Raw genomic sequence first — 21,941 nt, forward strand, 5'->3', positions numbered from 1 at the left:
GCCGCGCCACATGTTCCGCGTGCCCGACGGCCAGCCCGAGGGCGTGGGCGCCAAGGCCTTCGTGGACTACCAGAACGACGTCACGGCCGCCGACATCGAGCTCTCCATCCGCGAGAACTGGCAGCACATCGAGCACGTCAAGCGCTTCACGGCGCTGGGCTTCGGCACCGACCAGGGCAAGCTCTCCAACGTCAACGGCTTCGTCATCACCGCGCGGGCCCTCAAGCGCCCGGTCTCCGAGGTCAGCACCACCACGTACCGCCCGGCCTACACGCCGGTGTCGCTGGGGGCGCTGGCCGGCACCATGGAGGGCGCCACCTTCGACCCGGTGCGCACCACGGCGATCCACGCCAGCCACGCCGCGCGCGGCGCCGCGCTGGAGCCCGTGGGCCAGTGGATGCGGCCGTGGTACTTCGCCAGGAAGGGCGAGGACCTGCACGCGGCCGTGGCGCGCGAGTGCCGCGCCGCGCGCACCGGCGTGGCGGTGATGGACGCCTCCACGCTGGGCAAGATCCAGATCGACGGGCCCGATGCGCGCGAGTTCCTCAACCGCGTCTACTCCAACGCCTGGAGCCAGCTCGCGCCGGGCAAGTGCCGCTACGGCCTGATGCTGGATGAAAACGGCATGGTCATGGACGACGGCGTGACGGCGTGCATCTCCGACACGCGCTTCTACATGACCACCACCACCGGCGGCGCGGCCAAGGTGCTCAACTGGCTCGAGCGCTGGCACCAGACGGAGTGGCCCGAGCTGCGGGTGTGGATGAGCTCCGTCACCGACCACTGGTCCACCGTGGCGCTGGTGGGCCCGAAGTCGCGCGAGGTGCTCTCGCGCCTGTGCAGCGACATCGACCTCTCGAGCGAAGCCTTCAAGTTCATGGACTGGCGCGAGGGCACGGTGGCCGGGCTCAAGTGCCGGGTGTTTCGCATCAGCTTCTCGGGCGAGCTCAGCTACGAGCTCAACGTCGAGTCGGGCTACGGCCAGGCGCTGTGGGAGGCGGTGATGGCCGCGGGCGCGGACCTCGACATCACGCCCTACGGCACCGAGACCATGCACGTGCTGCGCGCGGAGAAGGGCTTCATCATCGTCGGCCAGGACACCGACGGCTCCATGACGCCCAACGACCTCGGCATGGGCTGGGCGCTGTCCATGAAGAAGCCCTTCAGCTTCCTGGGCAAGCGCTCGCTCTCGCGCAGCGACACCGCGCGCAGCGACCGCAAGCAGCTCGTGGGCCTGCTGCCCGAGGACCCGCAGCAGGTGCTGGCCGAGGGCGCGCAGATCGTCGAGGACCCCAACATCGCCAGCGCCAAGCTGCCCGCGCCGATGCTGGGCCACGTCACCAGCAGCTACCACAGCCCCGAGCTCGGCCGCGCCATCGCCATGGCCGTGGTGCGCGGCGGCGCCCAGCGCGAGGGCCAGCGCCTGTACGCCATGGCGCGCGGGCGGGTCACGCCGGTCAAGGTTGTCTCCACCGTCTTCATCGATCCCAAGGGGGAACGTCAACATGCCTAAGCCTGCCTACACCGTCGCGGCCGACGCGCTGCGCTCGCCGCTGTGCCAGCTGCAACCCACCGCCGGCCGCGGCGACGCGGGGCTGCTGGCCGCGGAGCTGCCCCACCTGGGCTACCTCGTGCTGCGCGGGCGCGCCGACGACGTGGCCTTCATGAGCGCGGTGGCCGGCGTCATCGGCGCGCCGCTGCCGACAAAACCGCGCACGGCGCTGCGCTGCGCCGCCGGCGTGGTGCTGTGGCAGTCGCCCGACGAGTGGTGGCTGCTGTGCGCACGCTCGCAGCGCGACCGCCTGGTGGCGGCGCTCGAAGCAGCGCTGCGGGGCTGCTTCGCGCAGGTGGCCGACAACAGCGGCGGCTTCACGGCGCTGCGCATCAGCGGCAAGCAGCACCTGCGGCTGATGCACCACCTGAGCCCCTACGACTTCGAGAGCCTGGCCGTGGGCCAGTGCGTCTCCACCGTCATGAGCAAGGCCGGCTTCACGCTGCTGCGCAGCGACGCGCAGGGCGTCACCCTGGTGTTCCGACGCAGCTTTGCCGACTACATCTGGCGCCTCGTCGAGCGCACCGCGCGGCCCTACGGGCTGCAGCTCACCGACACCCGCGCCTGCACCGATGCGCTGCTCACGCCGCTGCTGGGCGGCGCGGAAGCGCAGCGCCGGCAGCTGCAGCCGGCTTGACCCGGCTCTCGACAGTTGCTGAAGCAACGCACGTCATGCCCGCGAAGGCGGGCATCCACCAATGCCAAGACCCACCTTGGTTTGCATTGAAGTCGGTTGTTGTTTCAAGTCCGACATGCCAGCGCGTGTCGGCACGGCCGCAAGCGCTGATCTTGCTTCGAAACAGCAGCCGCCCTCCCTCAGTTGGTATTGCCATGAGCGTCCCGTTTCGTAACCGCATCGTCCTGCGCCGCGTGGCCATGGATGCCCGCATTGGCGTGTACGCCTGGGAGAAGGCAGCGCCGCAGCCCATCGTGCTTGACCTGGAGTTCGATCTGCCCCATGACGACGCCTGCTTCAGCGACGACCTGGAGGACACCATCGACTACGCCGCCGTGATCGAGCGCCTGCGCACGATTGCGCTGACGCGGCCGCATCGACTGGTGGAAGCCATGGCGCAGACCATGGCCGACGTGCTGCTGCACGAGTTCCGGCTGCCGCGCGTGCGTTTGGAACTGATGAAGTTGGCGCCCTACCCCGGCGCCGAGGTCGGCATCGTGGTGGAACGCGAGCGGCTGCCGGAGCACGCCGAGCACCGCCGTCGGACAGCAAACCTTCCGGTGCCTGCTTGAGTGTCGGCGTTCGGGACTTTTCAAAATCGGGATCGACCGACGAACTTGCACACCGCGGGGCGTACCGGCCAAGTATTTATTGGCTTCTCACCAAAAGGTCTGCTCTACCGCACCCTCAGTATGTATCCAAGAAATTGAAAGCCGAAATTATGTGCATCTCCGCGCAAGCAGACAGTAATGCACCGGCGACCCTGAAACGCAATGCCAGGAAACGCATCCTTTCATGCCGTTTCCAGCAAACATAGGCTTTTCATGCTTACCAATTGGACTGTCCGTATCGAGCGGCTTGCACTGGATTTGATGCTTGATCAGGGGAAACGCCAGCCCGTGCTGCTCAGCGTGGTGCTCAAAGGTCGTGCAGCGGCAAATCCCATGGCACCTGCAGCTTGCTTCAACCGGGATCAACTCGTGGCATGGTTGCAAGATGACTGGTCAGGACGGCCCCGTGGTCCTTTGCTGGAGAACCATGTCAATGACGTCCTGGCTCGCTGCTTTGAAATGGACGCCTACATCGATTCGGCATGGGTGGGCCTCTACGAAGCAGGTCCGCCTCCTCGGCAGGGACTGATTGGTATCGAGCGTGGCATTGCCCGGCGGGAATACTTGGCTCAATGCCGTCTAAAAAAGGGTTCTGCCCAGGCCCTGCCTGAACGCGCTCGCACAGCTCAAAGCCTGTCGCAAATCATCAACGCGGATTCTGAAATGCTCCTGAAGAAGGTATAGAAACTTCCCTGTTTGGAGCGGGCCACGTCCGTCAATGGGGCCGCTCCTGCGGGCGGTGTTCCGGCACCAACCTGTGCGGTGCGATGTTTTCTCCCGCCAGATGCACGGCGCCCTGCCCTCCGCCTTGCCGCCGATGATCGCTGGGCGAATGGCCAAAAAGGGCACGATAAGCCTTGCAGAAATGCGAAGCCGTCTGGAATCCACAGGCCACTGTCACATGCATGATGGGCGCACTGGTGTGGGCCAGCAGCTCGCGGGCGCGTCGCAAACGCAGGGCCAAATAGTGTTGAGCAGGCGTGACGTTGTAATAACGGTGAAACAGCCGCTCCAATTGGCGCAGTGAAATCCCCGCGGCCGCAGCAATCTCGCAAAGAGAAAGCGGCTCCTCGATATTCGCCGCCATCAGCTCAGCGGCTTCGACCAGATGCTCGTAACCTGGGCCCACGAACTCCGGCTGCGGCAGCTTTTGCTGGTCGGTCTGGTCCCGAACCCGGTCAACGATAAATTGTTCTGAAATCTCCATGGCCAGTTTATTGCCGTGATGACTCCTCACCAGGTTGATCATGAGGTGCAATGGAGCAATACCGCCCGAGGCCGTGATTCGATCTCGATCCACCACATAAACTTCGAGCGCGAAATGCACTCGCGGGTGAGACTCGCGCAGAGCCAGCAGGTTTTCCCAATGCACTGCGCAACGATAGCCATCCAGCACCCCCGCTGCCGCCAACGCATGCGTACCCGTACAAAGTGCGCCCAGCGGTTGCCCCCGGACGACACGGCGGCGCAGGTCCTGCACCAACTCGGCAGTGATGGCCTTTTGCACCTCCACGCCACCACAGACAAATACCACGTCGCACAAATCCAGTTCCGCCAAACCACCGTGTTCGTTGACAGTCAAACCGTTGCTCGCGGCGCTTGTGCTGCCGTCCATCGTCGCTACGGTCCATGAGTACAGAGGCTGATGGCTCAGAAGATTTGCCATTCGCAACACTTCCAGTGCATTAGCGAAGGCAATCATTGAATACTTCTCCAGCAGCAAAAATCCGAAGCGCCGGGTTGGAGAAGGAACAGCCGGGGATTTGGTCATGGTACTGGCACCAAAGTTCAGGGCGACTGCTTGCGCGGCTCCATGCCCTTCAAAAACACATTCCGCATTTGACAACAGTCAAATTAAATCCAAAACAGGGGATTTCTCTTAGCTTCGTCAGCGCAGCCGTCACCACGGGAGGGCCGCGCTGCGTTCAACGGTTCACTGTTCGCTGTGCATGCCCAGCGCTTGAGAGCGTTTTTGTTCAGTGACCCGGGTCGACCGCTTTCCTATCGAACGCCGTGTTTGTTGGCGTGTCTTCGTCGGTGAGCGGGGGTACATGGGGAGCCGCAGCCGGGCCGTACTGATGCAAGGAGGGCCGCCGCTGCGCTACCTGCCCAGCGCAGCGGCGTTGTTTCAGATGCGGGCGCTCAGACGTTCATGACGGCCACCGCGCGCGTGTTCAGGTAGGCATCGAGCGCCTCGGGCCCGCCCTCGGAGCCGTAGCCGGAGTCCTTGATGCCTCCGAAGGGCATTTCCGCGCTGGGCATCGCCGGCATGTTCACCCACAGCATGCCGACTTCCACGCGGCGCGTGAGCAGGTCGGCGCTCTTGAGCGACTTCGTGAAGGCGTAGCCCGCCAGGCCGAAGGACAGGCGGTTGGCTTCCGTGATCGCGTCCTCCAGCCGCTCGAAGGAGCGGATTGCCGCGACGGGGCCGAAGGGCTCGTCGTTGAAGACCTTCGCCTGCAGCGGCACGTCGGCCAGCACGGTCGGCTCCCAGAAGTTGCCGGCCTCGCCGATGCGCTTGCCGCCGGCCAGCACCTGGGCGCCGGCCTGGACCGCGTCCTCGTGGAACTGCGCCATCGCGGCCAGGCGGCGCGGGTTGGCCAGCGGGCCCATCTGCGTGCCTTCGGCCAGGCCGTCGCCCACCTTGAGCCCCTGCGCGTACTTCACCATCTGCTGCGCGAACTCGTCCTTGATGCTCTCGTGCACCAGGAAGCGCGTGGGCGAGATGCAGACCTGGCCGGCATTGCGGAACTTGGCGGCGCCGGCGGACTTGACGGCCAGGGCGATGTCGGCGTCCTCGCAGACGATCACGGGGGCGTGGCCGCCGAGCTCCATCGTCACGCGCTTCATGTGCTGGCCGGCCAGCGCGGCGAGCTGCTTGCCCACCGGCGTGGAGCCGGTGAAGGTGACCTTGCGGATCACCGGGTGCGGGATCAGGTAGCCGGAGATCTCGGCCGGGTCGCCGTAGACCAGCCCCAGCACGCCCGGCGGGATGCCGGCATCAGCGAAGGCGCGGATCAGCGCGGCGGGGCCGGCGGGGGTCTCTTCCGGCGCCTTGACCAGCATGGAGCAGCCCGCGGCCAGCGCGGCGCTGACCTTGCGCACCACCTGGTTGATCGGGAAGTTCCAGGGCGTGAAGGCGGCCACGGGGCCCACCGGGTCCTTGAGCACCATCTGGCGGATCGCCAGGTTGCCGCGCGGCGGCACGATGCGGCCATAGATGCGAAAGCCTTCCTCGGCGAACCACTCGATGATGTCCGCCGCGGCCAGGGTTTCGCCCCTGGCCTCCGCCAGCGGCTTGCCCTGCTCCTGCGTCAGCAGCGGGGCGATCTCGGCGGCACGCTCGCGCATCAGGGCAGCGGCCCTGCGCATGATCTTGCTGCGCTCGGCGGCCGTCATGTCGCGCCAGGTCTCGAAGCCCTTCTGCGCGGCATCGAGCGCCTTGTCCAGGTCGCCCTTGGCCGCATGGGCGACGCGGCCGATCTCCTGCCCGGTGGCCGGGTTGAACACGGCCAGGGTCTTGCCGTCCGCGGCGTCGAGCCACTGGCCGTTGATGAAGAGTTGGGTGTTGGGATAAGTCAAGGGTGTCCCCGTACGGTTTGCTGCACCAGGAAATGCTGGCGGATGCCTGCATGCCGCACTCTAAGCCGCGCGGGCTATGTGCAGCGGCTGCGAATTGGCATGCGCGTGTCCCACGAGCATCTGATGGGCAACCGGGGTCCCAGGACTGGAGCGATTCTCCGCTGCCGGCGTCACCGGCCAAGGCCTGGGCCACGGCGGTGGACCAGGTGGGCACCGGCAAGGTCTTCACCGCCGGAGACCATCGCGACATCCTGACCCTATCGCGCATGCCCGACGCCCTGCCCGGCGGTGGAGCCGCACACCCGCAGCAGGTCGGACGCGCCTGGACAAGCCACCGGCCTGACGCCCTGGAACTTGGCAGGCTATTATTTAGCATGCGAAATAATGACATGATGCTGCGCCAGCTGACGCGGGCCATGCTGCGCCTGTCGCGCGCCTACCGTGCTGCGGCAGACCAGGCAGCGTCCGCCTTTGGGTTGTCGCATGCGACGGCGTGGCCGGTGGTGGTGATCGGGCGCACCCCGGACGGCGCGCGCCCCGGATCGGTGGCCGAGGCGCTGGAGATCGAGCCGTCATCGCTGGTGCGCGTGATCGACCAGCTCGTGGAAGCAGGGCTCGTGCTGCGCGAGGAAGACCCGCAGGACCGCCGCGCCCGCATCCTGCGATTGACGCCGGCGGGGCGCGAATGCGCCCAGGGGCTGGAGGAAGCGCTGGTCCTGCTGCGCCGCCAGCTGTTCAAGACGGCCGCCAAGGACGACATCGAGGCCACGCTGCGCGTCTTCTCCGCTCTGGAGGCAGCCCTGGCCGTCCCGGCAACGCAGCCCAGGATGGCCTGAGGCCTCTTCGCGCCGCCCCCGGGACCGTGCCGTCTTGTCCTGCCGCGGCGGCGTCGAGGCGACGCCGCACATTGTCCGATGACCTCGCTGCGTAACCCTTCCCCGCCGCTGTGGCTGCTCGTGCTCGCGACCTTCAGCGGCACGCTGGCGATGCACATGTTCGTGCCGGCGCTGCCGCTGGTGGCGCGGGAGCTGCGTGCCACGCCGGCGGCGGCACAGTCCACCATCAGCCTCTACATCCTGGGGCTCGCTTTCGGGCAGCTGCTCTACGGTCCGCTGTCGGACCGCTTCGGCCGCCGCCCCACGCTGCTGGCCGGGCTGGCGCTCTACACCGCGGCCGGGTTGGTGTGCCTGTGGGCGCCAACGGTGCAGGTCCTGCTCGGTGCGCGGCTGCTGCAGGCGCTGGGCGGCTGCGCCGGGTTGCTGCTGGCGCGCGCCATCGTGCGCGACACGTGTGGCCCCACCGAGACGCTGCAGCGGCTGGCGGCCCTGGGGCTGATCACCCTGGTCGGCCCCGGCATCGCGCCGCTGCTGGGCGCGGCGGTGGCGGACACGCTGGGCTGGCGCTGGGTCTGCGCCTGCTTCGTGCTGTTGGGCGTACTGGCGCTGGCGGCCGTGTGGGTGCGCCTGCCCGAGACCCGGCCGGCGTTGCTGGAGCCTGCGCACCGGTCCTCGCTGCTCGCGGATGCCCGCACGCTGCTGCGCTCGCGCCTGTTCGTGGCCTGTACCCTGGGTGGCGGCTGCTCCACCACGGCTTTCTACGCCTTCGTGGCCGCGGCGCCCTTCATCTTCGGCGAGCGGCTGCACCGCCCGCTGCACGAGGTGGGCTACTACCTGATGGCGCCAGTCATCGGCATGTCGATCGGCAACCTGCTGGCCGCGCGGCTGGCGGGCCGGGTGCAGCAAGCACGGCTCATGCGCCGGGCCAGCGCGTTGAGCCTGGCCAGCGCGACCTTGCTGCTGCTGGCCATGTCGTGGATGGCGCAGCCGTCGGCGTGGGGCGTGGCCGTGCTCATGGGCTTCCATGCCATGGGCGCCGGGCTGTGCAGCCCGGCCGTGTCCACCAAGGCCCTCAGCGTCGATCCACGCCTCACCGGCTCCGCAGCGGGCCTCTACGGCTTCACGCAGATGGCCATCGGCGCGCTGTGCAGCGCGCTGGCGGGCTGGGGCAGCGACCCCGGCATTTCCGCCGCGCTGGTGCTGGTCGGTGCCGGCGTCGTGGCGCAGGCGGTGTTCCGCTGGGGCGTGCCCGTCGAAAGCTGACCCGAGCCAATCTCCTACCCAACCCTGCGACCTGCCATCACATGCTTCATTCATCGCTCTCCTACCCGTTGCCCACCCCCGAGCCCGGAAACCTCCTGGAGGTTGCGCCCGGGGTGCGCTGGCTGCGGCTGCCCCTGCCGTACCGTCTCAACCACATCAACGTCTGGGCTCTCGATGACGGAGAGGGCTGGGCGCTGGTGGACACAGGCGCTCGCACCGAGGAAACGGTGGCCGTCTGGGAACGCTTCCTGGGCACGGGGCCACTGCAGCGACCGCTCACGCGCGTCTTCATCACGCACATGCATCCCGACCACATCGGCATGGCGGGCTGGCTCACGCGCAGGTACGACGCGCGGATGTGGATCTCTCGCCTGGAATACCTGAGCTGCCGTGCGCTGGTATCGGACACGTGCCGGGAAGCCCCGGCGGAAGCGCTGCAGTTCTACCGGGAGGCCGGTTGGGACGAGGCCGCCCTCGAGCACTACCGCGTCCGTTTCGGCAACTTCGGCAAGCATGTCCATGCCCTGCCGGACAGTTTCCGGCACCTCGTCGATGGCCAAGTGATTCGCATCGGTCGGCACGACTGGGAAGTGGTGATCGGCCGCGGCCACTCGCCGGAGCACGCCTGCCTGTACTGCCCAGACCTGCGGCTGCTCATCTCGGGTGACCAAGTGCTGCCCAGGATTTCTTCAAACGTCTCCGTGTATCCGACAGAGCCGGACGCCGACCCGATGAGCGACTGGATGGCCTCGTTGGATACCCTGCAGTCGCGCATCCCCGACGACGTCCTGGTGCTGCCTTCTCACAACGACTGCTTCCATGGCCTGCATGCCCGCATCGCGCAGTTGCGCCAAGACCAGAACGCCGCCCTGAGCCGGCTGCGAGACGCGCTGGAGCAACCTCGGCGTGTGCCCGATACGTTCGCCGCCTTGTTCAACAAGCCCGTTGACGGCTCGGACGCAATGCGCCTCCAACTGGCTACGGGGGAAGCCATCGCGTGCCTCAATCACCTGACGTACCGGGGCGAGATCAGGAAAGAGATCCGCGACGGCGTCGCCTGGTACCAGCGCACGCCGTCGCAGAGGCTGCAGTGGTGAGGCGTTCCAGAGCGGACTTGATTGCACTGCTGGTTCGCCAGCAAGGCCCCACCTGGCGCAGCGGACGAGGCCCCGGCGTGCAGTTGCATTGCGGACACAACGAGTGGTATTGCAGGCGTAGCTGCTTCATCTCTTCGTTGGTGACGCGTTCGCCGAGTTCATTTCCACCACGCACGAGATCGGCCCCGACGGTAAGCCCTGTGCTAGCCGTCGTGCCCTCGATGTAGGCGCGGCATCAACTCGAAGCTGCGCAGCGGCTCGCCCGCCCGGTTCATGCTGATGTGGCTGAAGAGCCGGTGCTCGGTGGGATTCCACTTAGAGCATGTGGCGGAACTGCTCGTCTCGCTGCTGCCTGGGCTGTGCGAAGGGATCACATCTCGGCCAGGGGCACCTGGGCCGCCTCCTCATCGGCGTGGAGCACGGCGAGCAAAGCCCTCAGGTCCGCATGAAGCCGCTTGAGCGTCGCGGCATCCATGGCATGGAGCGCGTTGGGCAGCACCCCCTCGAAGGGGCCCGGCACGGCCTTGAGCGCGTTGGCGCCGGCGGGTTTGAGCTTGAGCCGGACCACCCGCCTGTCCGGGCCGTCCTTGACCGACTCGACCAAGTCCCGCTCGATGAGGCCCTTGACGAGGTTGCTGGCGGTGGACTGGTGGATGTCCATCGCCTGGGCCAGCTCGGTGACCCGGATGCCGGCATGGTCGCGAATCACGCTGAGCGCCCATACCTGCGCGCCTCCCAGGCCGACCGTCCTCTCGACCTGCTGGAAGTGGGTCTTGACGGCGTTGAACACCTGTCGGAACTGGCGCAGGACCTCTCCGGCAAGCTCGTCGTGCCTGGACTGCTGCACCGGGGCGGATTTCGGACTACGTGCTGTGGGCATGCGACGAGACGTGGTGTAAGAGTGGCTGGTAGCGGCAGCGGAACCGTCGGCGTCATTGTCCCGGTAAACCGGTGCCTGCGCGCCGCGACCCGGGGCAGCCGGTGGCCGTGCGGCCGCTGGATGTACTCGCGGCTTGAGATACGGGGGTTGCCCCTTCGTGCGTCGCCGCATGAAGGGGCTTCGCCCATGGACGCCTTGCTGCTGTCACGCCTGCAGTTCGCCTGGGTCGTGGCACGGCCATTTTGGCCTCCACCGGCTTGGTCATCCTGGGCGTGGCGGCGCACTACCAGCACAGGCTGGCGTCATGTTCCGGAGAGCCGCGTGATGCTGAAGATGGCGCTGGACTTCCTCAGCGTGGCCGTGCCGCTGCAAACCGTGCCGGGCGACCTGCACGGCCTCAACACCCCGGAGCACCAGCCCACCGACGTTGCCACCATGGAGGGGCTGTGGGAGGCGAGCAGGATTGACAGCTCGCAGACCCGGACGCTGGCCGCGGCCGCGTACCGTTCAATGACGGTACGCGGCCGCGGAAGCTGCTGCGGCAAGATTTGCACAAATGCTCATGCGCCTTTGGCGCTTACAAAACAGCCGTCGGCGTGTCACGCCGCGGCCATGCGGCGGCACTCCTCGGCGCAACGCCGGCACGCCTGCGCGCAGGCCTGGCAGTGGTCGTGCTGGTGCTTCGCGCACTCGTCGCCGCAGGCCTGGCACACGTCGGCGCATTGCCGGCAGAGCTGGGCCGCAAACTGGCTGTCGCGTGACATGTAGCCTGCGGCCAGCCGGCAGATGGCTGCGCAGTCCATGTCCAGCGCGATGCAGCGCGCCATCATCTGCACGTCCTGCTCCTGCAGACAGGCGGTGGCGCAGTGGTCGCAGGCGTCGGCGCAGTCGTTGCAGGCCTGGACGCAGGCTTGGTACTTCTCGTGGGCCATGATGAATCTCCTGAAGGGGCCGGCATGCGCCGGCCGTTGACACGGGGAGTGGGCCGCGCGGGAGGCCCCGGCGCGGCAGCTTCAGAGACACATCACGCGGCGCGCGGCCGGTGCTTGGGCGGCGGCCAGATGCGCGAGCTGAAGCCCGGGGCCGGTGCCGCCGGCCAGGATGTGGGCAGCGCGGCATTCCCGAGCTGGCTCTCGCCAGTGGGCAGCGCCACGGCAATCAGGAGATGACAAGGGCCGCCATGCCGCAGCAAGTCGGCCGGCTGGTGCGCCGCGGCGCCAATGGCGACGTCGTGAGCGTGCGCTGTCTCAGGCACCGCATGCAGGCTCGCCGCCGCGACGCCTGCCAGGGACAGCAGCTGCACGGTCTTGCAAGCGTGCGCCGCACCGGCGACCGACAGCAACGCCCCCACCAGCAGCGCGGCCAGCGCGCGCTGCAGGGAGCGATGGCGTAATCGGGCCAGCATGGTCAGGTGCGGCAAATGGTTGTGGGTACATCCAGACTGCGGCCCTCGGTGCGACGGCCCATGCATGGTGGCCCATACAACACGGACGCGAGCAAAACATGTTCCGCCGCGCCCGGATACCCGGGAGCATCCCGTGCGGCTGTGAGGTGCCGCGCGGGACGCGGCCCAGCGGTTTGCAGGCGGCGGTGCAACGGGGCAAGACCAGCCTGAGCGTGCACGCGGTCTGTGCCCTGGACACGCAGGACGGCTTCGCGCTGATGCGGTGCGTGCGCGATGTGCCCGCCCAGCGCTGGGGCATCCACCACGCCACCGTGCAGGTCGAGCGCGTGCCCTGCGAACAAGCCGATGAGCCGCATGCCTGGAGCGCGACCAGCAAAGCCCACGCGGGCCACGCCCACTGCCATGGGACAGCAAGGAGCGCGCGGGGCGAACGCACCGTTCAGTCTTGGGTCCGTCCCCCGAGGTCACCCCGCGCGGTAACGCCGCCGTTCGCCCTGACGGCTACACGCCCCAGACGATCGGTTCATTGGCAGCTTGGGCGTACTTCATCATTTCCAGCAGCGGCCACACCCGCTGGCGCAGGCCGACGCTCTCCTGCGCCGGGAGCTGCCGACCTTCGGCTGCAGCGCCGGCTTGGGCCTGAGCACGTTCGGCTTCTTCCGCATCCACCGCCTGCTGCAGCGCAGCGCGCAGCGCGGGCATGTCGGCGACTTCGAAAATCCCTTGGGGCGCCGGCTCTCGACCCAGCAGCCGCAGGATCTGGTCGCCACTCTGGCCCAGCATCACCACGTCGCCTGCTGCCTTGGACTTGAACTTGTAGAGCATCGCTTGGCTTGTCCTCGTGCTGAAAGGGTCGTCGGGCACCGGCACCTCATGACCGTAACTGCTGGAGTGCCACGCATGGTCCGGCGCAGGATGCCGATCCAGCCGACGGCAAGGACGGTGCCTGCAATCGCACCGCAGTCGCTGTTCCCGCGATGTCGGTCCGGTCCCCGGGCAGGCCGTCCAGGTCCCGGGCCTGTTCGAGCAACGCACGCCCCCATTCGTAGCGCTCGATGCGCTGCGTGGCCGGGCGACGGCCCGCAGCAGCTCCCGCCTCAGCTCGTCGATCTGGCCGGCGACATCCGGGGCCAGCAGCGCCGCACCCGCCCCCGCCAGCAGCAGCCCCAGCGTGACGGCCGCCAGCACCCAGCCCTGCCCCAGCCCGGTGTGGCGATGCAGGCCCTGCCCGTGCAGGAACATCGCCAGCAGCAGCACGTCGATGGCCGGCCACAACAGCAGCACGAGCACGGCGACGAAGGCCGTGACGCCGGCGGCCACCAGTGCGCGCACCGCCCACTGGCGCAACGGATCGTTCATGTCTCCCGCTCCGGAATCGGGCCATGCGCCTTCGCATCCGCTTCGCGCTCCTGCAGCCGCAGCCCCAGCATCCGGGCGCGCTCGAGCAGCGGCTCGCGCCGCGCCGGGGTGTCCACGCCGTGCGCGATCGCCTCGCACAGCAGCGCCAGACGCCGGCGCAGCGCGTGCAGTTGCCGCGGATCGCGCAGTCCGGCACCGAGCATCGACAGCGTGTGCAGCAGCTTGCCCAGCACCGCGGTTTCCCCGCGGGCGTGCTCCGCGATGGGGTCCAGCGCCAGGGCCGCCAGGTCCTCGAAGCCCGGCCCCCGGGCCACCACGCGCAGGCCTCCGCCGTCGCTGCGGCAGGGCGAAGGAATGCGGCGACCGCCCAGGCGCAGCAGCAGCGCGCCCAGGTGGTCGATGCACATCAGCGCCGTGGCCGGGTCGTTGATGCCCGGCGACAGCGCCTTGAGCGCCACGTCCACGATCTGCTGCAGGCCGTAGGCCGCGTCCTGGTGCACCGTGCGCTGCGGCTGCACGGCAAACAGCCCGCACAGCGCCCGTGCCTCGGGCCCGTCCAGGGGATACCCGCCGCTCACGCGCACCAGGGGCTGGCCCTCGATCACGAAGTCGCCGATGCAGTGCGCCAGTTGCACCACGCGGCCGAGCCGTGAGGCCAGGGTTAGCAGGCCGTCGTCATCCACGCCGACGAGGTAGCCGGTGGCCGGCGCAGGCACGTCGTGCCAGCGCGTCGGCAACTCGTCCAGGCAGGATTCGTCAGCCGGCAGCCCCCGCCCCAGCGCTTCGGGGAACAGCCGGTCGATGGCTTCGCCGGTGTCGCGGGCGATGCGCTGCAGGATCGAGGACACCTGGATCGACGTGGCCACGTGGTGGATGAAGTAGATCAGCATCGCCACGCCGAACAGCGCCAGCACCACGCCGCCCATCACCGCCAGCGAGGGCAGAAAGCCCGGCCCATCGTCGTCGCTGCGCACCGTGCGCAGCACCACCAGGCAGTAGGCGAAGATGCCCACGAACATGCCCAGCACCAGCTGCGTCGGGCGGTCGCTCATGAAGTTGCGCAGCACCCGCGGCGAGTACTGGCTCGACGCCAGCGACAGCGCCACGATCGTCACCGAGAACACCACGCCGGCCACCGTGATCATCGAGGTGGCGATGGCCGAGAGCATGCTGCGCGCGCCGTCGGTGCCGGCGCCGAACAGGCGCGGCCAGCGCGCCGCCAGGTCGGCCTCCACCCAGCCGTGCGACTCCACCAGCAGCACCGCCAGCGCCATGCAGCCGGCCACGACCAGCGTCGGCACGAACCACAGGCTCGCCTGCAGGCGCAACCACAGTCCGCGGATGGGGCTCATGGCCCCGCGCGCGGGCAAGCCTTGCGCCCGCGGTATGCGCGTTGCTGGTCACGGCCCGCAAGCCCACTGCGTGAAGGCCACGACAAGTTCCTCGACGGCTGGATGCCGCTGGCGCGCATCCTCATCCTCGGCACGCTGGCCTACCTGGCGCTGGTGCTGCTGCTGCGCGTCACGGGCAAGCGCACCCTGTCCAGGCTCAATGCCTTCGGCCCGATCGTCACGGTGGCGCTGGGCTCGACGCTGGCGCACGTACGGGGCGCGCAGGCCGAGGCGAAACGCCACCCGGTGCCCCGCACGGGCGCCAGCGCCAAGCCCAACAGCGCCAGCACGGCAATCAGTATCAGCGTGAGCAGCAGCTTGTGGCCCGTGACCTCGTTGATGCCGACCAGACGGAAACCGAACAGTTGCATCGTGAGCCTCGCGGTGGACGCCCTGGAAAGCGAGCATGGTTCCCGGGCCCGGGGCGGATGCCCTGCGCCAGGGGCTTCGGTGGCCCGGCTTGGGCGGTATGTCCATTGCTGCGCCCTGGTCCCTGCAACCTCATTGAGGAGCCGAACATGGGCAGCAACCAGCAGCAGCAACGGGATCAATCCAGCAGCGGCACGAAGAGCGGCCAGCAGAGCCAGTCCACCGGCCAGGGGCAACACCCGCCCGGCATGACCCGCACGGGGCCCGCCGGCGACCCGACGGGCGCCCTGACCGAGGAGCGCCAGGGCAACGACCAGGGCAGCCAGCGCAGCGACCAACGTGGCTGAGCACGGCGGCCGGACCGCGATGCGGGGCCGGCACGCCAGGCCGCCACGGCCTCAGGGCCTGAAGCCCTCGATGGCGGCCTCCACCATCCCTTCGGCACTGCCGCGCTCCCGGTACTGGCCGCGCAGGTACGAGGCGTCGTTGCCCACGGCGGTCAGCTCACGGATGTGCTCGAGCGCGGCACGCGAGCCCAGCGTGTCGGCATGCGCCTCCAGCCGCTGCAGCGTGGCCTGGATGTCCTCGCGCAGCGAGCGCGACGCGTAGCTCTTGGGATCGACCAGCGTGCCGTCCAGGCCGAAGCGGCAGGCCTGGAAGCGGTTGTAGTTGTAGACGAGGTAGTCCTGCTCCTCGGGCGGCGCGTCCGTGCGCTCCAGCAGGCCGTGGCAGAGTGTCTGCAGGTAGCCGGCCAGCGCCGCCGCGCGCTCCACCGTCAGCGGCGTGTCGCACACGCGCAGCTCGATGGTGCCGAACTCCGGCTTGGGCCGGATGTCCCAGTAGAAATCCTTCATGCTCTTGACGATGCCCGTGCGCTCCATGTGCGCGAAGTAGCCGCTCTCGAACTCGTCCCAGTGCAGCACGAAGGGTGCGCGCCCGCTCAAGGGGAAGGCATACACCGAGTTCAGCCGCGCCGAGTGGAAGAGCGTGTCGTTGCGCTGCACGAAGGGCGAGGAGGCCGACAGCGCGATGAAGTGCGGGATGTAGCGGCCCAGCGAGTGCAGCAGGAACAGCGCCTCGTCGCCGCTGCGGCAGCCCACGTGCACGTGCTGGCCGAAGATCGTGAACTGCTTGGCCAGGTAGCCGTACAGCGCCGACACCTCCTTGAAGCGCGGTTTCGAGTAGATGCGGCGCTCGTTCCACTGCTGGAACGGGTGCGTGCCGCCGCCGCACACGCCGACGTTGAGCATGTCGCCGGCCGCCAGCAGCGCGTCCCGGATGTCGCGCAGCTGGCGCAGCAGGCCGCCATGGTCCACCTGCACGTCCGTGGACACCTCGATCATGCTCTCGGTGATCTCGGGCACGACATGGCCGGGGAAGCGCCGGCGCTGCATCAGTTCCAGCATGTCGGGGCTGGCCTCGACCAGGTCGAAGTCGCTGAGCGACACCAGTTGCAACTCCAGCTCCACGCCCAGCGTCAGTGGCGCGGAAGCCTTGAAAGGTTCCAGGGGCATGTCAGGCCTCCTCCATGTCGCGGCATTCGCCGGCGCGGCGCAGCGCACGCTGCGTCACCGCCGGGCCCACGAATTCGAGCAGCAAGGTCGCCGCGGCCAGCGGCGCGAGCTGATCGAGCAGGTCGATGCCCAGGTAACGGGTCTGGTCCAGCAGCAGGATCACGAACACGGAGATGGGCGTGAGCGCCAGCCCGGTCAGCGCGCCCTTGCGCCAGGAGCTGCCGCTGGCGCGCGCCAGCGCCGTGACGCACACCACCTTGACCAGCGAACGCAGCACGACCAGGGCCAGCGCCAGTCCCAGGCCGGCCACGACCCGGCGCCACTCCAGCGTCATGGCCGTGTAGGTGAAGAGCGCCACCGCCAGCAGCTCGCCCAGCGCGCCGAAGTTGCGCTGCGTCTGCGTCAGCACGATGCGCCGGTGGCGCGCCACCAGGCCGAAAGCCAGCGCCGCCAGCAGCGGCGAGAGCTTGAAGGCATGCGTGATGCCGACCAGCAGGATCACGGCCACGGCAAAGGCCACGGTCGAGTCCCGACTTGCCGGGCCCAGGTGACGCAGCAGCGCCGGCATGCCCAGGCCGAACACGCTGCCCAGCAGCGCCGAGGCGACGAGCACCAGCGCGCTGCTGGACACCGCGTGCCAGACATTGCCGGAGCTCTCGAAGGCCCAGAAGCCCACGACGACCTTGAAAACAAACACCGACAGCACGCAGTTGAGTGCGGCCAGGTGCAGCAGCCGCTCCGTCACCTGCCCGGAGCAACGTTGTTCGTTGACCACGCGCATCACGGCTGCGGGCGAGGTGGACATCGACAGCGCGGCCAGCAGCAGCGCCGTCAGCGTGGGCGCGCCCCAGGCGCGCGCCAGGGCATAGACCACCAGGAACGTCGCCGTCGCCTCCAGCAGTCCCGTCGCGCCCAGCCAGGGATTGGTGCGCAGCCAGCGCAGGTTGATGCGATAGCCGAACTCGAACAGGATCAGCCCGAACGAGATGTTGGCCAGCAGCATGCCGGTGTTGTCGCCCACCGTGGGCAGCAGCGTGCCGCGCAGTTGCGCGCACACGAAGCCCACCAGCGCATACAGGCTGATGCGCGGCAGCGTCGTCCAGCGGTGCCCGATCTCGCCCACCACCCAGGCCAATGCCAGCAGCAGCGGCCAGCCCAGCTCCGTGGTGACGAAGAGTTGTTCGAAGCTTTCCACCGCGCGTCACCGTGGGCTCATGCGCCGCAGCAGTTCCTTGCGGAACTCCGCCAGCTTGGCCTTGAGGCGCCGGGCATTGACCTCGCCCGTGCGCAGCAGCAGCTTCTGGCCGGCCGACAGTGCCTCCAGCTCGGGGTCGGCAAACTCGTAGCGGGTCCAGGGCTGCTCGGCCGGTATCGGGCCCTTGACCTCGGTGAGCTGCACGCGGATCGGCTGCTGGGCATCCGGTGTGGCCAGGAACTGGTCGATCACCTGCAGCAGGCGGTCGTTGAAGTAGCCGTGCGGATAGCCCAGCGCCTCGTAGCTCTTCTGCAGCTCAGGGTACAGGCGCACGTACAAGTCCACCGCGCGCGCCACGTCCACCGTCTCCACCAGCAGCACGAAGGGCGTGTAGCGCAGGCTGTTGTCGGCGGCGATGGCGGTGTCGCCCTCATGCGCCTCCACCATGAAGCGGCCCGGCGTCGGATTGACCGGCCACAGCCGCGACGGCGCATGGGTGCGGCCCAGGTTGTCCACGGTGGCCACCAGGCGGCGCGCGAAGTCGTCCACCTGCAGGAAGGTCAGGACGGCCTTGCGGCCGATCAGATCGGTCAGCGCCGTGCCGATGTCCGCCGCCGCCAGCGGCGTGGCGGCGGCAGGCACCTCGGCGCCCTGCCCCACGTCGGGCAGCGAGGCCGCCGCGGCAGCGGACGATGCGGCACTGGCGGCCACGGACGGCGGCTCGGACGCCGCCTCGGAAGCGGGCTGGGCGGGCTCGGGCGGCGCGGCCTCCTCATGGCTGCGCCACAGCAGCGCTGCCGCCGCGGCCGCGGCGACGATGGCGCCCGCGGACAGGACACGACCCATGGGCTTCATGACAGCCCTCCATCGCCATTGAAGGCCGGCAAGCAAGTGTTCATTTGTACGAATGTACAACCGGTTGCCAGCGGGTCGGACGGCGCGCCTGTGCGCGGCCGCACTGCATGTCGCCCTGCGCAAGCCCGACCGCGTTCCGCGGCACCTTGCAGGGTGCTCCACTCATCTACGAGACCGTGCGCCGGGTGGGCGAGCAGCAGATGGCGCGTTCCGCGATGTCGCTGTCCTGGCCGGGCTTGGCGGCCGGGCTGTCGTTTGACCGCTCGTACCGGCTGCCGCCTTGGCATCCCCGGTGGCACCGTCGGTTAAAGTACGCGCGGGTGTCGACGCCAGCAGCCACAGCGGTTGCATGGGCTACGGCAGGTCTTCAGCGCAGGTCGGGCCGCCGCGCGGCTTTCTCACGACCTTGCCATGCCGACCAACACCATCGAGTGGATCGCCGCCGTCCTGTTTGCATTGGCGCTCGTCCATACCTTCTCGACCAAGGTCTTCGAGCACCTGGCCCACACCCAGCCTCGTCATGCCGGGCTGTGGCACCTGCTTGGCGAGGTGGAGGTGGTGTTTGGTTTCTGGGCCATGGTGCTCATGGCCTTCATGCTCATGCTCGCCGGCAGGCACGAGGCCACGACCTATCTGGACTCGCGCAACTTCACCGAGCCGATGTTCGTGTTCGCCATCATGGTGATCGCGGGCACCCGGCCGATCCTGCAGTTCGCCGCCGGCGTGGTGCGCCTGGTGACGCGGCTCATCCCGCTCGCGCCCGGTGTGTCGGCTTACTTCGTGGTGCTGGCCTTCGTGCCGTTGCTGGGCTCCTTCATCACCGAGCCTGCCGCCATGACGCTGGCCGCGCTGATGCTGCGTGGCGGCGTGTTCGCCGCGCCGGTGAGCACGCGGCTCAAGTACGCCACCGTGGGCGTGCTGTTCGTCAACGTTTCCATCGGCGGCACGCTTACGCCCTTTGCCGCCCCGCCGGTGCTGATGGTGGCGGGCAAGTGGAACTGGGACATGGCTTTCATGGTCACGACCTTCGGCTGGAAGGCGGCACTGGCCGTGGTCGTGAATGCTGCGGCGGCGGCGCTGCTGTTCCGGCGCGAGTTCAGCCGCATGGGCGCCAGCGCCGGCACGAATGGCAATGTGCAACCGGTGCCCTGGAGCGTCATCCTCGTGCACCTGGCCTTCCTGTTCGGAGTGGTGGTGTTCGCGCACCATCCGGCCGCGTTCATGGGGCTGTTCCTGTTCTTCATGGGCTTCGCCACGGCCTACCAGCGCCACCAGGATCGCCTGATCCTGCGCGAGGCACTGCTGGTGGCTTTCTTCCTGGCCGGACTCGTGGTCCTGGGTGGCTTGCAGCAGTGGTGGCTGCAGCCGATCCTCATGAGCATGGACGCCACCGCCGTGTTCTTCGGCGCCACGGCCCTCACGGCCATCACCGACAACGCCGCGCTGACCTATCTGGGCTCCCTGGTGGAGGGCCTGAGCGACGAGTTCAAGGTGGCCCTGGTGGCCGGCGCCGTCACGGGCGGCGGGCTGACCGTCATCGCCAACGCGCCCAACCCGGCCGGCGTGGCCATCCTGCGTCACAGCTTCGAGGACCAGACCATCAATCCACTGGGACTGCTGGCCGCCGCGCTGCCGCCCACGCTCGTGGCAATGCTGGCGTTCCGGATACTGTAGCGTCAGGCTTGGCCCCCGCTGACTTGGTCGTGGGCAACCACGGCCGGACGCTGGGCATGTCGCAGACCACGCAACGGTACGTGGATGTGTTCTGGGAGCTGATCCACGAAATCCTGAACGCGGTGCTGTTCGTGCTCATCGGCATGGAGGTGATCCTGATCCCCTTCGGCCCGGGCATGTGGTCCGCGGTGGTGGTGGCCCTGGCCGTCACGCTGCTGGCCCGGGCCCAGACGGTGGGCCTGCCCGTCGGGCTCGCGCCCGGGTGGTTCAAGCTGCCGCGCGGCACGGGCCGGGGCTGACCTGGGGTGGCCTGCGCGGGGGCATCTCGTTGGCGCTGGCGCTGTCGATACCCTCGGGTACCGGGCGTGACCTGCTAGTCCCGCTGACCTGCGCGGTGGTCGTGATCTCCGTGCTGGTGCAGGGCCTGTCCATTGGCAAGGTCGTCAAAGCCTCCATGTGCCAGTCCGCTCCGGGCGTACCCACGGCGCACGAGGCTGCACCGTGGACCAACGCCGGCGGGTCGTGACAGCCTGCCGAAGGCCATCCCGGCCTCAACTCATGCCGCCTTCGGGTTCGCGCTGCTGTCCGGCGGCCGTCAGGACGAGCCTGGCGTTGCAGACGCAACGGGCTCGGGCTTGCAAGCCGGCTGGAGGTACAGGCCGCCGCCTTGATCCGGGGCCAGCAAGGGCGCATACAGCGTGAGGGACGGCTGTCCCTCCCTGCCAGGCTGCCAGCGTGCCGCGGGCTTGTCCTCGGTCGGATGACTGGGATAGTGCTCGAACCGTTCACGCAACTCCTGGCGCAAGCGGCTTGCCTGCACGGCATCGGCGTCCTTGGCGAACTGGACCGTGATCGTGGCCACCTGGAAAACCTGCCGCGGTCCGGCGGAGGGCACGGGCTCGAAGGCCACCACCAGCCTGGAGCCTGCGGGCCCCTTGAGCATCGAGCGCGGACGCCAGGAGTAGCCCATGTCTTCGCACACGGCGCTCAGCGAAGCCAGGGCCTGCAGCGCCGGTGCATTGAACCAGCGCCAGGGCCAGTAAGTCAGCACCATGTTGACGGCCCCTGCGTCGCCCCTGAGGGCGCGAGCAATGCGGCGCTGGCCACGCATGCGCGCCGTGGAAGGCCCGGGCAGGTTCACCTGCAGCCAGGGCAGGGTCAGCAGCGATCCCAGGCCGGCCCCCACGCAGACGCGCTCGATGCACGGGGCGGGCAAAGGCTCTTCGGCCGCGGCATGGGCCGGACACGCCAGAAGGTTGCCCATCAGCAGCAATGGCAAGACAACGGATTTCACGAGTGGAATTGCGACAAGGAGCCGCTGGATCGAGCGGCGAAGCGAGAGCACGGAGACGGCGGGCCGCGCCGCGCACGCGCTGCAGCGTGAGCAAAAGCAGCTTACGGAATTCTCAGCGCGGGACCAGAGATGTTGCAGCGCAGCCGCTCTGGGCTGCCGCAATGCAGTCTCTTCGCTCCGTTCCTGCGGCCGAGCGCGCTCCCGACGATGCCTCTCAGTATGCCCCGCGCGCTCTTGTCCTGCTGCCGCTGCTCCATAGTGCCCGGCTCCCGCGCCTGCAATTGGACTCACGTGCGCAGCAGCACGCGTGCTCGTGGACCGCCGCCAGCAGTTCCTTGCCGGCAATGCCCGGGCGGCCAAGCCCGGCAGGGTGAATTCTTGATGCAGC

24 protein-coding genes and 1 pseudogene are annotated in these 21,941 nt (G+C 68.5%); 12 read left to right on the forward strand and 13 right to left on the reverse strand.

The window, feature by feature from the left end:
• The 4 genes from HHL10_RS24600 to HHL10_RS24615 form a co-directional block, all read left to right on the forward strand.
• A partial coding sequence (locus HHL10_RS24600) for a glycine cleavage T C-terminal barrel domain-containing protein (protein WP_310734670.1) occupies window positions 1-1,513 on the forward strand: 1,513 nt, incomplete at its 5' end.
• A complete protein-coding gene (locus tag HHL10_RS24605) occupies window positions 1,506-2,189 on the forward strand; it encodes a sarcosine oxidase subunit gamma (RefSeq protein ID WP_169163054.1) in 684 nt (227 codons plus the stop codon). The genes HHL10_RS24600 and HHL10_RS24605, both read left to right, overlap by 8 nt.
• A 194-nt stretch (window positions 2,190-2,383) precedes the next feature.
• A complete protein-coding gene (gene folB, locus HHL10_RS24610) occupies window positions 2,384-2,800 on the forward strand; it encodes a dihydroneopterin aldolase (RefSeq protein WP_169163055.1) in 417 nt (138 codons plus the stop codon).
• A gap of 252 nt (window positions 2,801-3,052) precedes the next feature.
• Window positions 3,053-3,523: a hypothetical protein gene (locus HHL10_RS24615; protein WP_169163056.1), complete on the forward strand. Its 471-nt coding sequence runs from the start codon at window positions 3,053-3,055 to the stop codon at window positions 3,521-3,523.
• 31 nt (window positions 3,524-3,554) lie between these two features.
• Here HHL10_RS24615 and HHL10_RS24620 read toward each other — a convergent pair whose 3' ends face one another.
• Both HHL10_RS24620 and HHL10_RS24625 read right to left on the reverse strand, forming a co-directional pair.
• Entirely contained in the window at window positions 3,555-4,610 is a 1,056-nt protein-coding gene (locus HHL10_RS24620; protein ID WP_169163057.1) for a GlxA family transcriptional regulator, read from the reverse strand.
• 371 nt (window positions 4,611-4,981) lie between these two features.
• Window positions 4,982-6,421 (reverse strand): NAD-dependent succinate-semialdehyde dehydrogenase, encoded by a 1,440-nt coding sequence (locus tag HHL10_RS24625; protein WP_169163058.1) that lies wholly within the window; start codon window positions 6,419-6,421, stop codon window positions 4,982-4,984.
• 197 nt (window positions 6,422-6,618) lie between these two features.
• Here HHL10_RS24625 and HHL10_RS24630 point away from each other — a divergent pair, with 197 nt between their 5' ends.
• The 3 genes from HHL10_RS24630 to HHL10_RS24640 all read left to right on the forward strand — a co-directional run bounded on the left by HHL10_RS24630 (window position 6,619) and on the right by HHL10_RS24640 (window position 9,617).
• Window positions 6,619-7,257, forward strand: coding sequence for a MarR family winged helix-turn-helix transcriptional regulator (locus HHL10_RS24630; RefSeq protein ID WP_310734671.1), 639 nt, complete (start codon window positions 6,619-6,621; stop codon window positions 7,255-7,257).
• 78 nt (window positions 7,258-7,335) lie between these two features.
• The gene (locus HHL10_RS24635; RefSeq protein WP_169163059.1) at window positions 7,336-8,520 is read left to right on the forward strand and encodes a multidrug effflux MFS transporter; all 1,185 of its coding nucleotides are present in this window, start codon (window positions 7,336-7,338) and stop codon (window positions 8,518-8,520) included.
• A gap of 41 nt (window positions 8,521-8,561) precedes the next feature.
• Window positions 8,562-9,617, forward strand: coding sequence for an MBL fold metallo-hydrolase (locus HHL10_RS24640; RefSeq protein ID WP_169163060.1), 1,056 nt, complete (start codon window positions 8,562-8,564; stop codon window positions 9,615-9,617).
• Between the two features lie 203 nt (window positions 9,618-9,820).
• Here the strand turns inward: HHL10_RS24640 and HHL10_RS31415 are convergent, their stop codons facing one another.
• Entirely contained in the window at window positions 9,821-9,991 is a 171-nt protein-coding gene (locus tag HHL10_RS31415; protein ID WP_169163061.1) for an ISAzo13-like element transposase-related protein, read from the reverse strand.
• Entirely contained in the window at window positions 9,988-10,497 is a 510-nt protein-coding gene (locus HHL10_RS30295; protein ID WP_205833199.1) for a MarR family winged helix-turn-helix transcriptional regulator, read from the reverse strand. The genes HHL10_RS31415 and HHL10_RS30295 overlap by 4 nt, the downstream gene beginning before the upstream one ends.
• A gap of 186 nt (window positions 10,498-10,683) precedes the next feature.
• Here HHL10_RS30295 and HHL10_RS30300 point away from each other — a divergent pair.
• A pseudogene (locus HHL10_RS30300) lies at window positions 10,684-10,899 on the forward strand (hypothetical protein); the annotation flags it as partial.
• A 197-nt stretch (window positions 10,900-11,096) separates the two neighbouring features.
• On the opposite strand, the gene HHL10_RS24655 reads toward HHL10_RS30300, so the two are convergent.
• From HHL10_RS24655 to HHL10_RS24675, 5 genes are all read right to left on the reverse strand, one after another.
• A complete protein-coding gene (locus HHL10_RS24655; RefSeq protein ID WP_169163062.1) occupies window positions 11,097-11,429 on the reverse strand; it encodes a four-helix bundle copper-binding protein in 333 nt (110 codons plus the stop codon).
• Window positions 11,430-11,521: 92 nt separating this feature from the next.
• Window positions 11,522-11,902 (reverse strand): hypothetical protein, encoded by a 381-nt coding sequence (locus HHL10_RS24660; protein ID WP_169163063.1) that lies wholly within the window; start codon window positions 11,900-11,902, stop codon window positions 11,522-11,524.
• Window positions 11,903-12,403: 501 nt separating this feature from the next.
• A complete protein-coding gene (locus HHL10_RS30735) occupies window positions 12,404-13,261 on the reverse strand; it encodes a DUF1840 domain-containing protein (RefSeq protein ID WP_235971781.1) in 858 nt (285 codons plus the stop codon).
• Entirely contained in the window at window positions 13,258-14,613 is a 1,356-nt protein-coding gene (locus HHL10_RS24670) for a DUF2254 domain-containing protein (protein ID WP_169163064.1), read from the reverse strand. Before HHL10_RS24670 ends, HHL10_RS30735 begins: the two co-directional genes overlap by 4 nt.
• A 140-nt stretch (window positions 14,614-14,753) precedes the next feature.
• Entirely contained in the window at window positions 14,754-15,023 is a 270-nt protein-coding gene (locus HHL10_RS24675; protein WP_169163065.1) for a hypothetical protein, read from the reverse strand.
• Window positions 15,024-15,170: 147 nt separating this feature from the next.
• On the opposite strand from HHL10_RS24675, the gene HHL10_RS24680 reads away from it, so the two are divergent.
• On the forward strand, window positions 15,171-15,368 hold the full coding sequence (locus HHL10_RS24680) for a hypothetical protein (protein ID WP_169163066.1): 198 nt from the start codon (window positions 15,171-15,173) through the stop codon (window positions 15,366-15,368).
• A 51-nt stretch (window positions 15,369-15,419) separates the two neighbouring features.
• On the opposite strand, the gene HHL10_RS24685 is transcribed toward HHL10_RS24680, so the two are convergent.
• Genes HHL10_RS24685 through HHL10_RS24695 form a run of 3 tightly spaced genes read right to left on the reverse strand, consistent with a single transcriptional unit; the run spans window position 15,420 to window position 18,585 of the window.
• The gene (locus HHL10_RS24685; protein WP_169163067.1) at window positions 15,420-16,535 is read right to left on the reverse strand and encodes a YbdK family carboxylate-amine ligase; all 1,116 of its coding nucleotides are present in this window, start codon (window positions 16,533-16,535) and stop codon (window positions 15,420-15,422) included.
• A 1-nt stretch (window position 16,536) separates the two neighbouring features.
• Window positions 16,537-17,730 (reverse strand): cation:proton antiporter, encoded by a 1,194-nt coding sequence (locus tag HHL10_RS24690; protein WP_169163068.1) that lies wholly within the window; start codon window positions 17,728-17,730, stop codon window positions 16,537-16,539.
• A 6-nt stretch (window positions 17,731-17,736) separates the two neighbouring features.
• Window positions 17,737-18,585, reverse strand: coding sequence for a DUF3014 domain-containing protein (locus HHL10_RS24695; protein WP_169163069.1), 849 nt, complete (start codon window positions 18,583-18,585; stop codon window positions 17,737-17,739).
• A 411-nt stretch (window positions 18,586-18,996) separates the two neighbouring features.
• Here HHL10_RS24695 and HHL10_RS24700 point away from each other — a divergent pair, with 411 nt between their 5' ends.
• Genes HHL10_RS24700 through HHL10_RS24710 form a run of 3 tightly spaced genes read left to right on the forward strand, consistent with a single transcriptional unit; the run spans window position 18,997 to window position 20,785 of the window.
• The gene (locus HHL10_RS24700) at window positions 18,997-20,259 is read left to right on the forward strand and encodes a putative Na+/H+ antiporter (RefSeq protein WP_169163070.1); all 1,263 of its coding nucleotides are present in this window, start codon (window positions 18,997-18,999) and stop codon (window positions 20,257-20,259) included.
• Between the two features lie 8 nt (window positions 20,260-20,267).
• Window positions 20,268-20,558, forward strand: coding sequence for a hypothetical protein (locus tag HHL10_RS24705; protein ID WP_169163071.1), 291 nt, complete (start codon window positions 20,268-20,270; stop codon window positions 20,556-20,558).
• Entirely contained in the window at window positions 20,522-20,785 is a 264-nt protein-coding gene (locus HHL10_RS24710) for a cation:proton antiporter domain-containing protein (RefSeq protein WP_169163072.1), read from the forward strand. The genes HHL10_RS24705 and HHL10_RS24710 overlap by 37 nt, the downstream gene beginning before the upstream one ends.
• 69 nt (window positions 20,786-20,854) lie before the next feature.
• Here HHL10_RS24710 and HHL10_RS24715 read toward each other — a convergent pair whose 3' ends face one another.
• Window positions 20,855-21,604 carry a hypothetical protein gene (locus tag HHL10_RS24715; RefSeq protein WP_169163073.1) on the reverse strand — a complete coding sequence of 250 codons (750 nt, stop codon included), beginning with the start codon at window positions 21,602-21,604 and terminating at the stop codon, window positions 20,855-20,857.
• Between the last annotated feature and the right edge of the window lie 337 nt (window positions 21,605-21,941).

Source organism: Azohydromonas caseinilytica (genome assembly GCF_012927045.1).
Classification (GTDB): Bacteria; Pseudomonadota; Gammaproteobacteria; order Burkholderiales; family Burkholderiaceae_C; genus Azohydromonas; species Azohydromonas caseinilytica.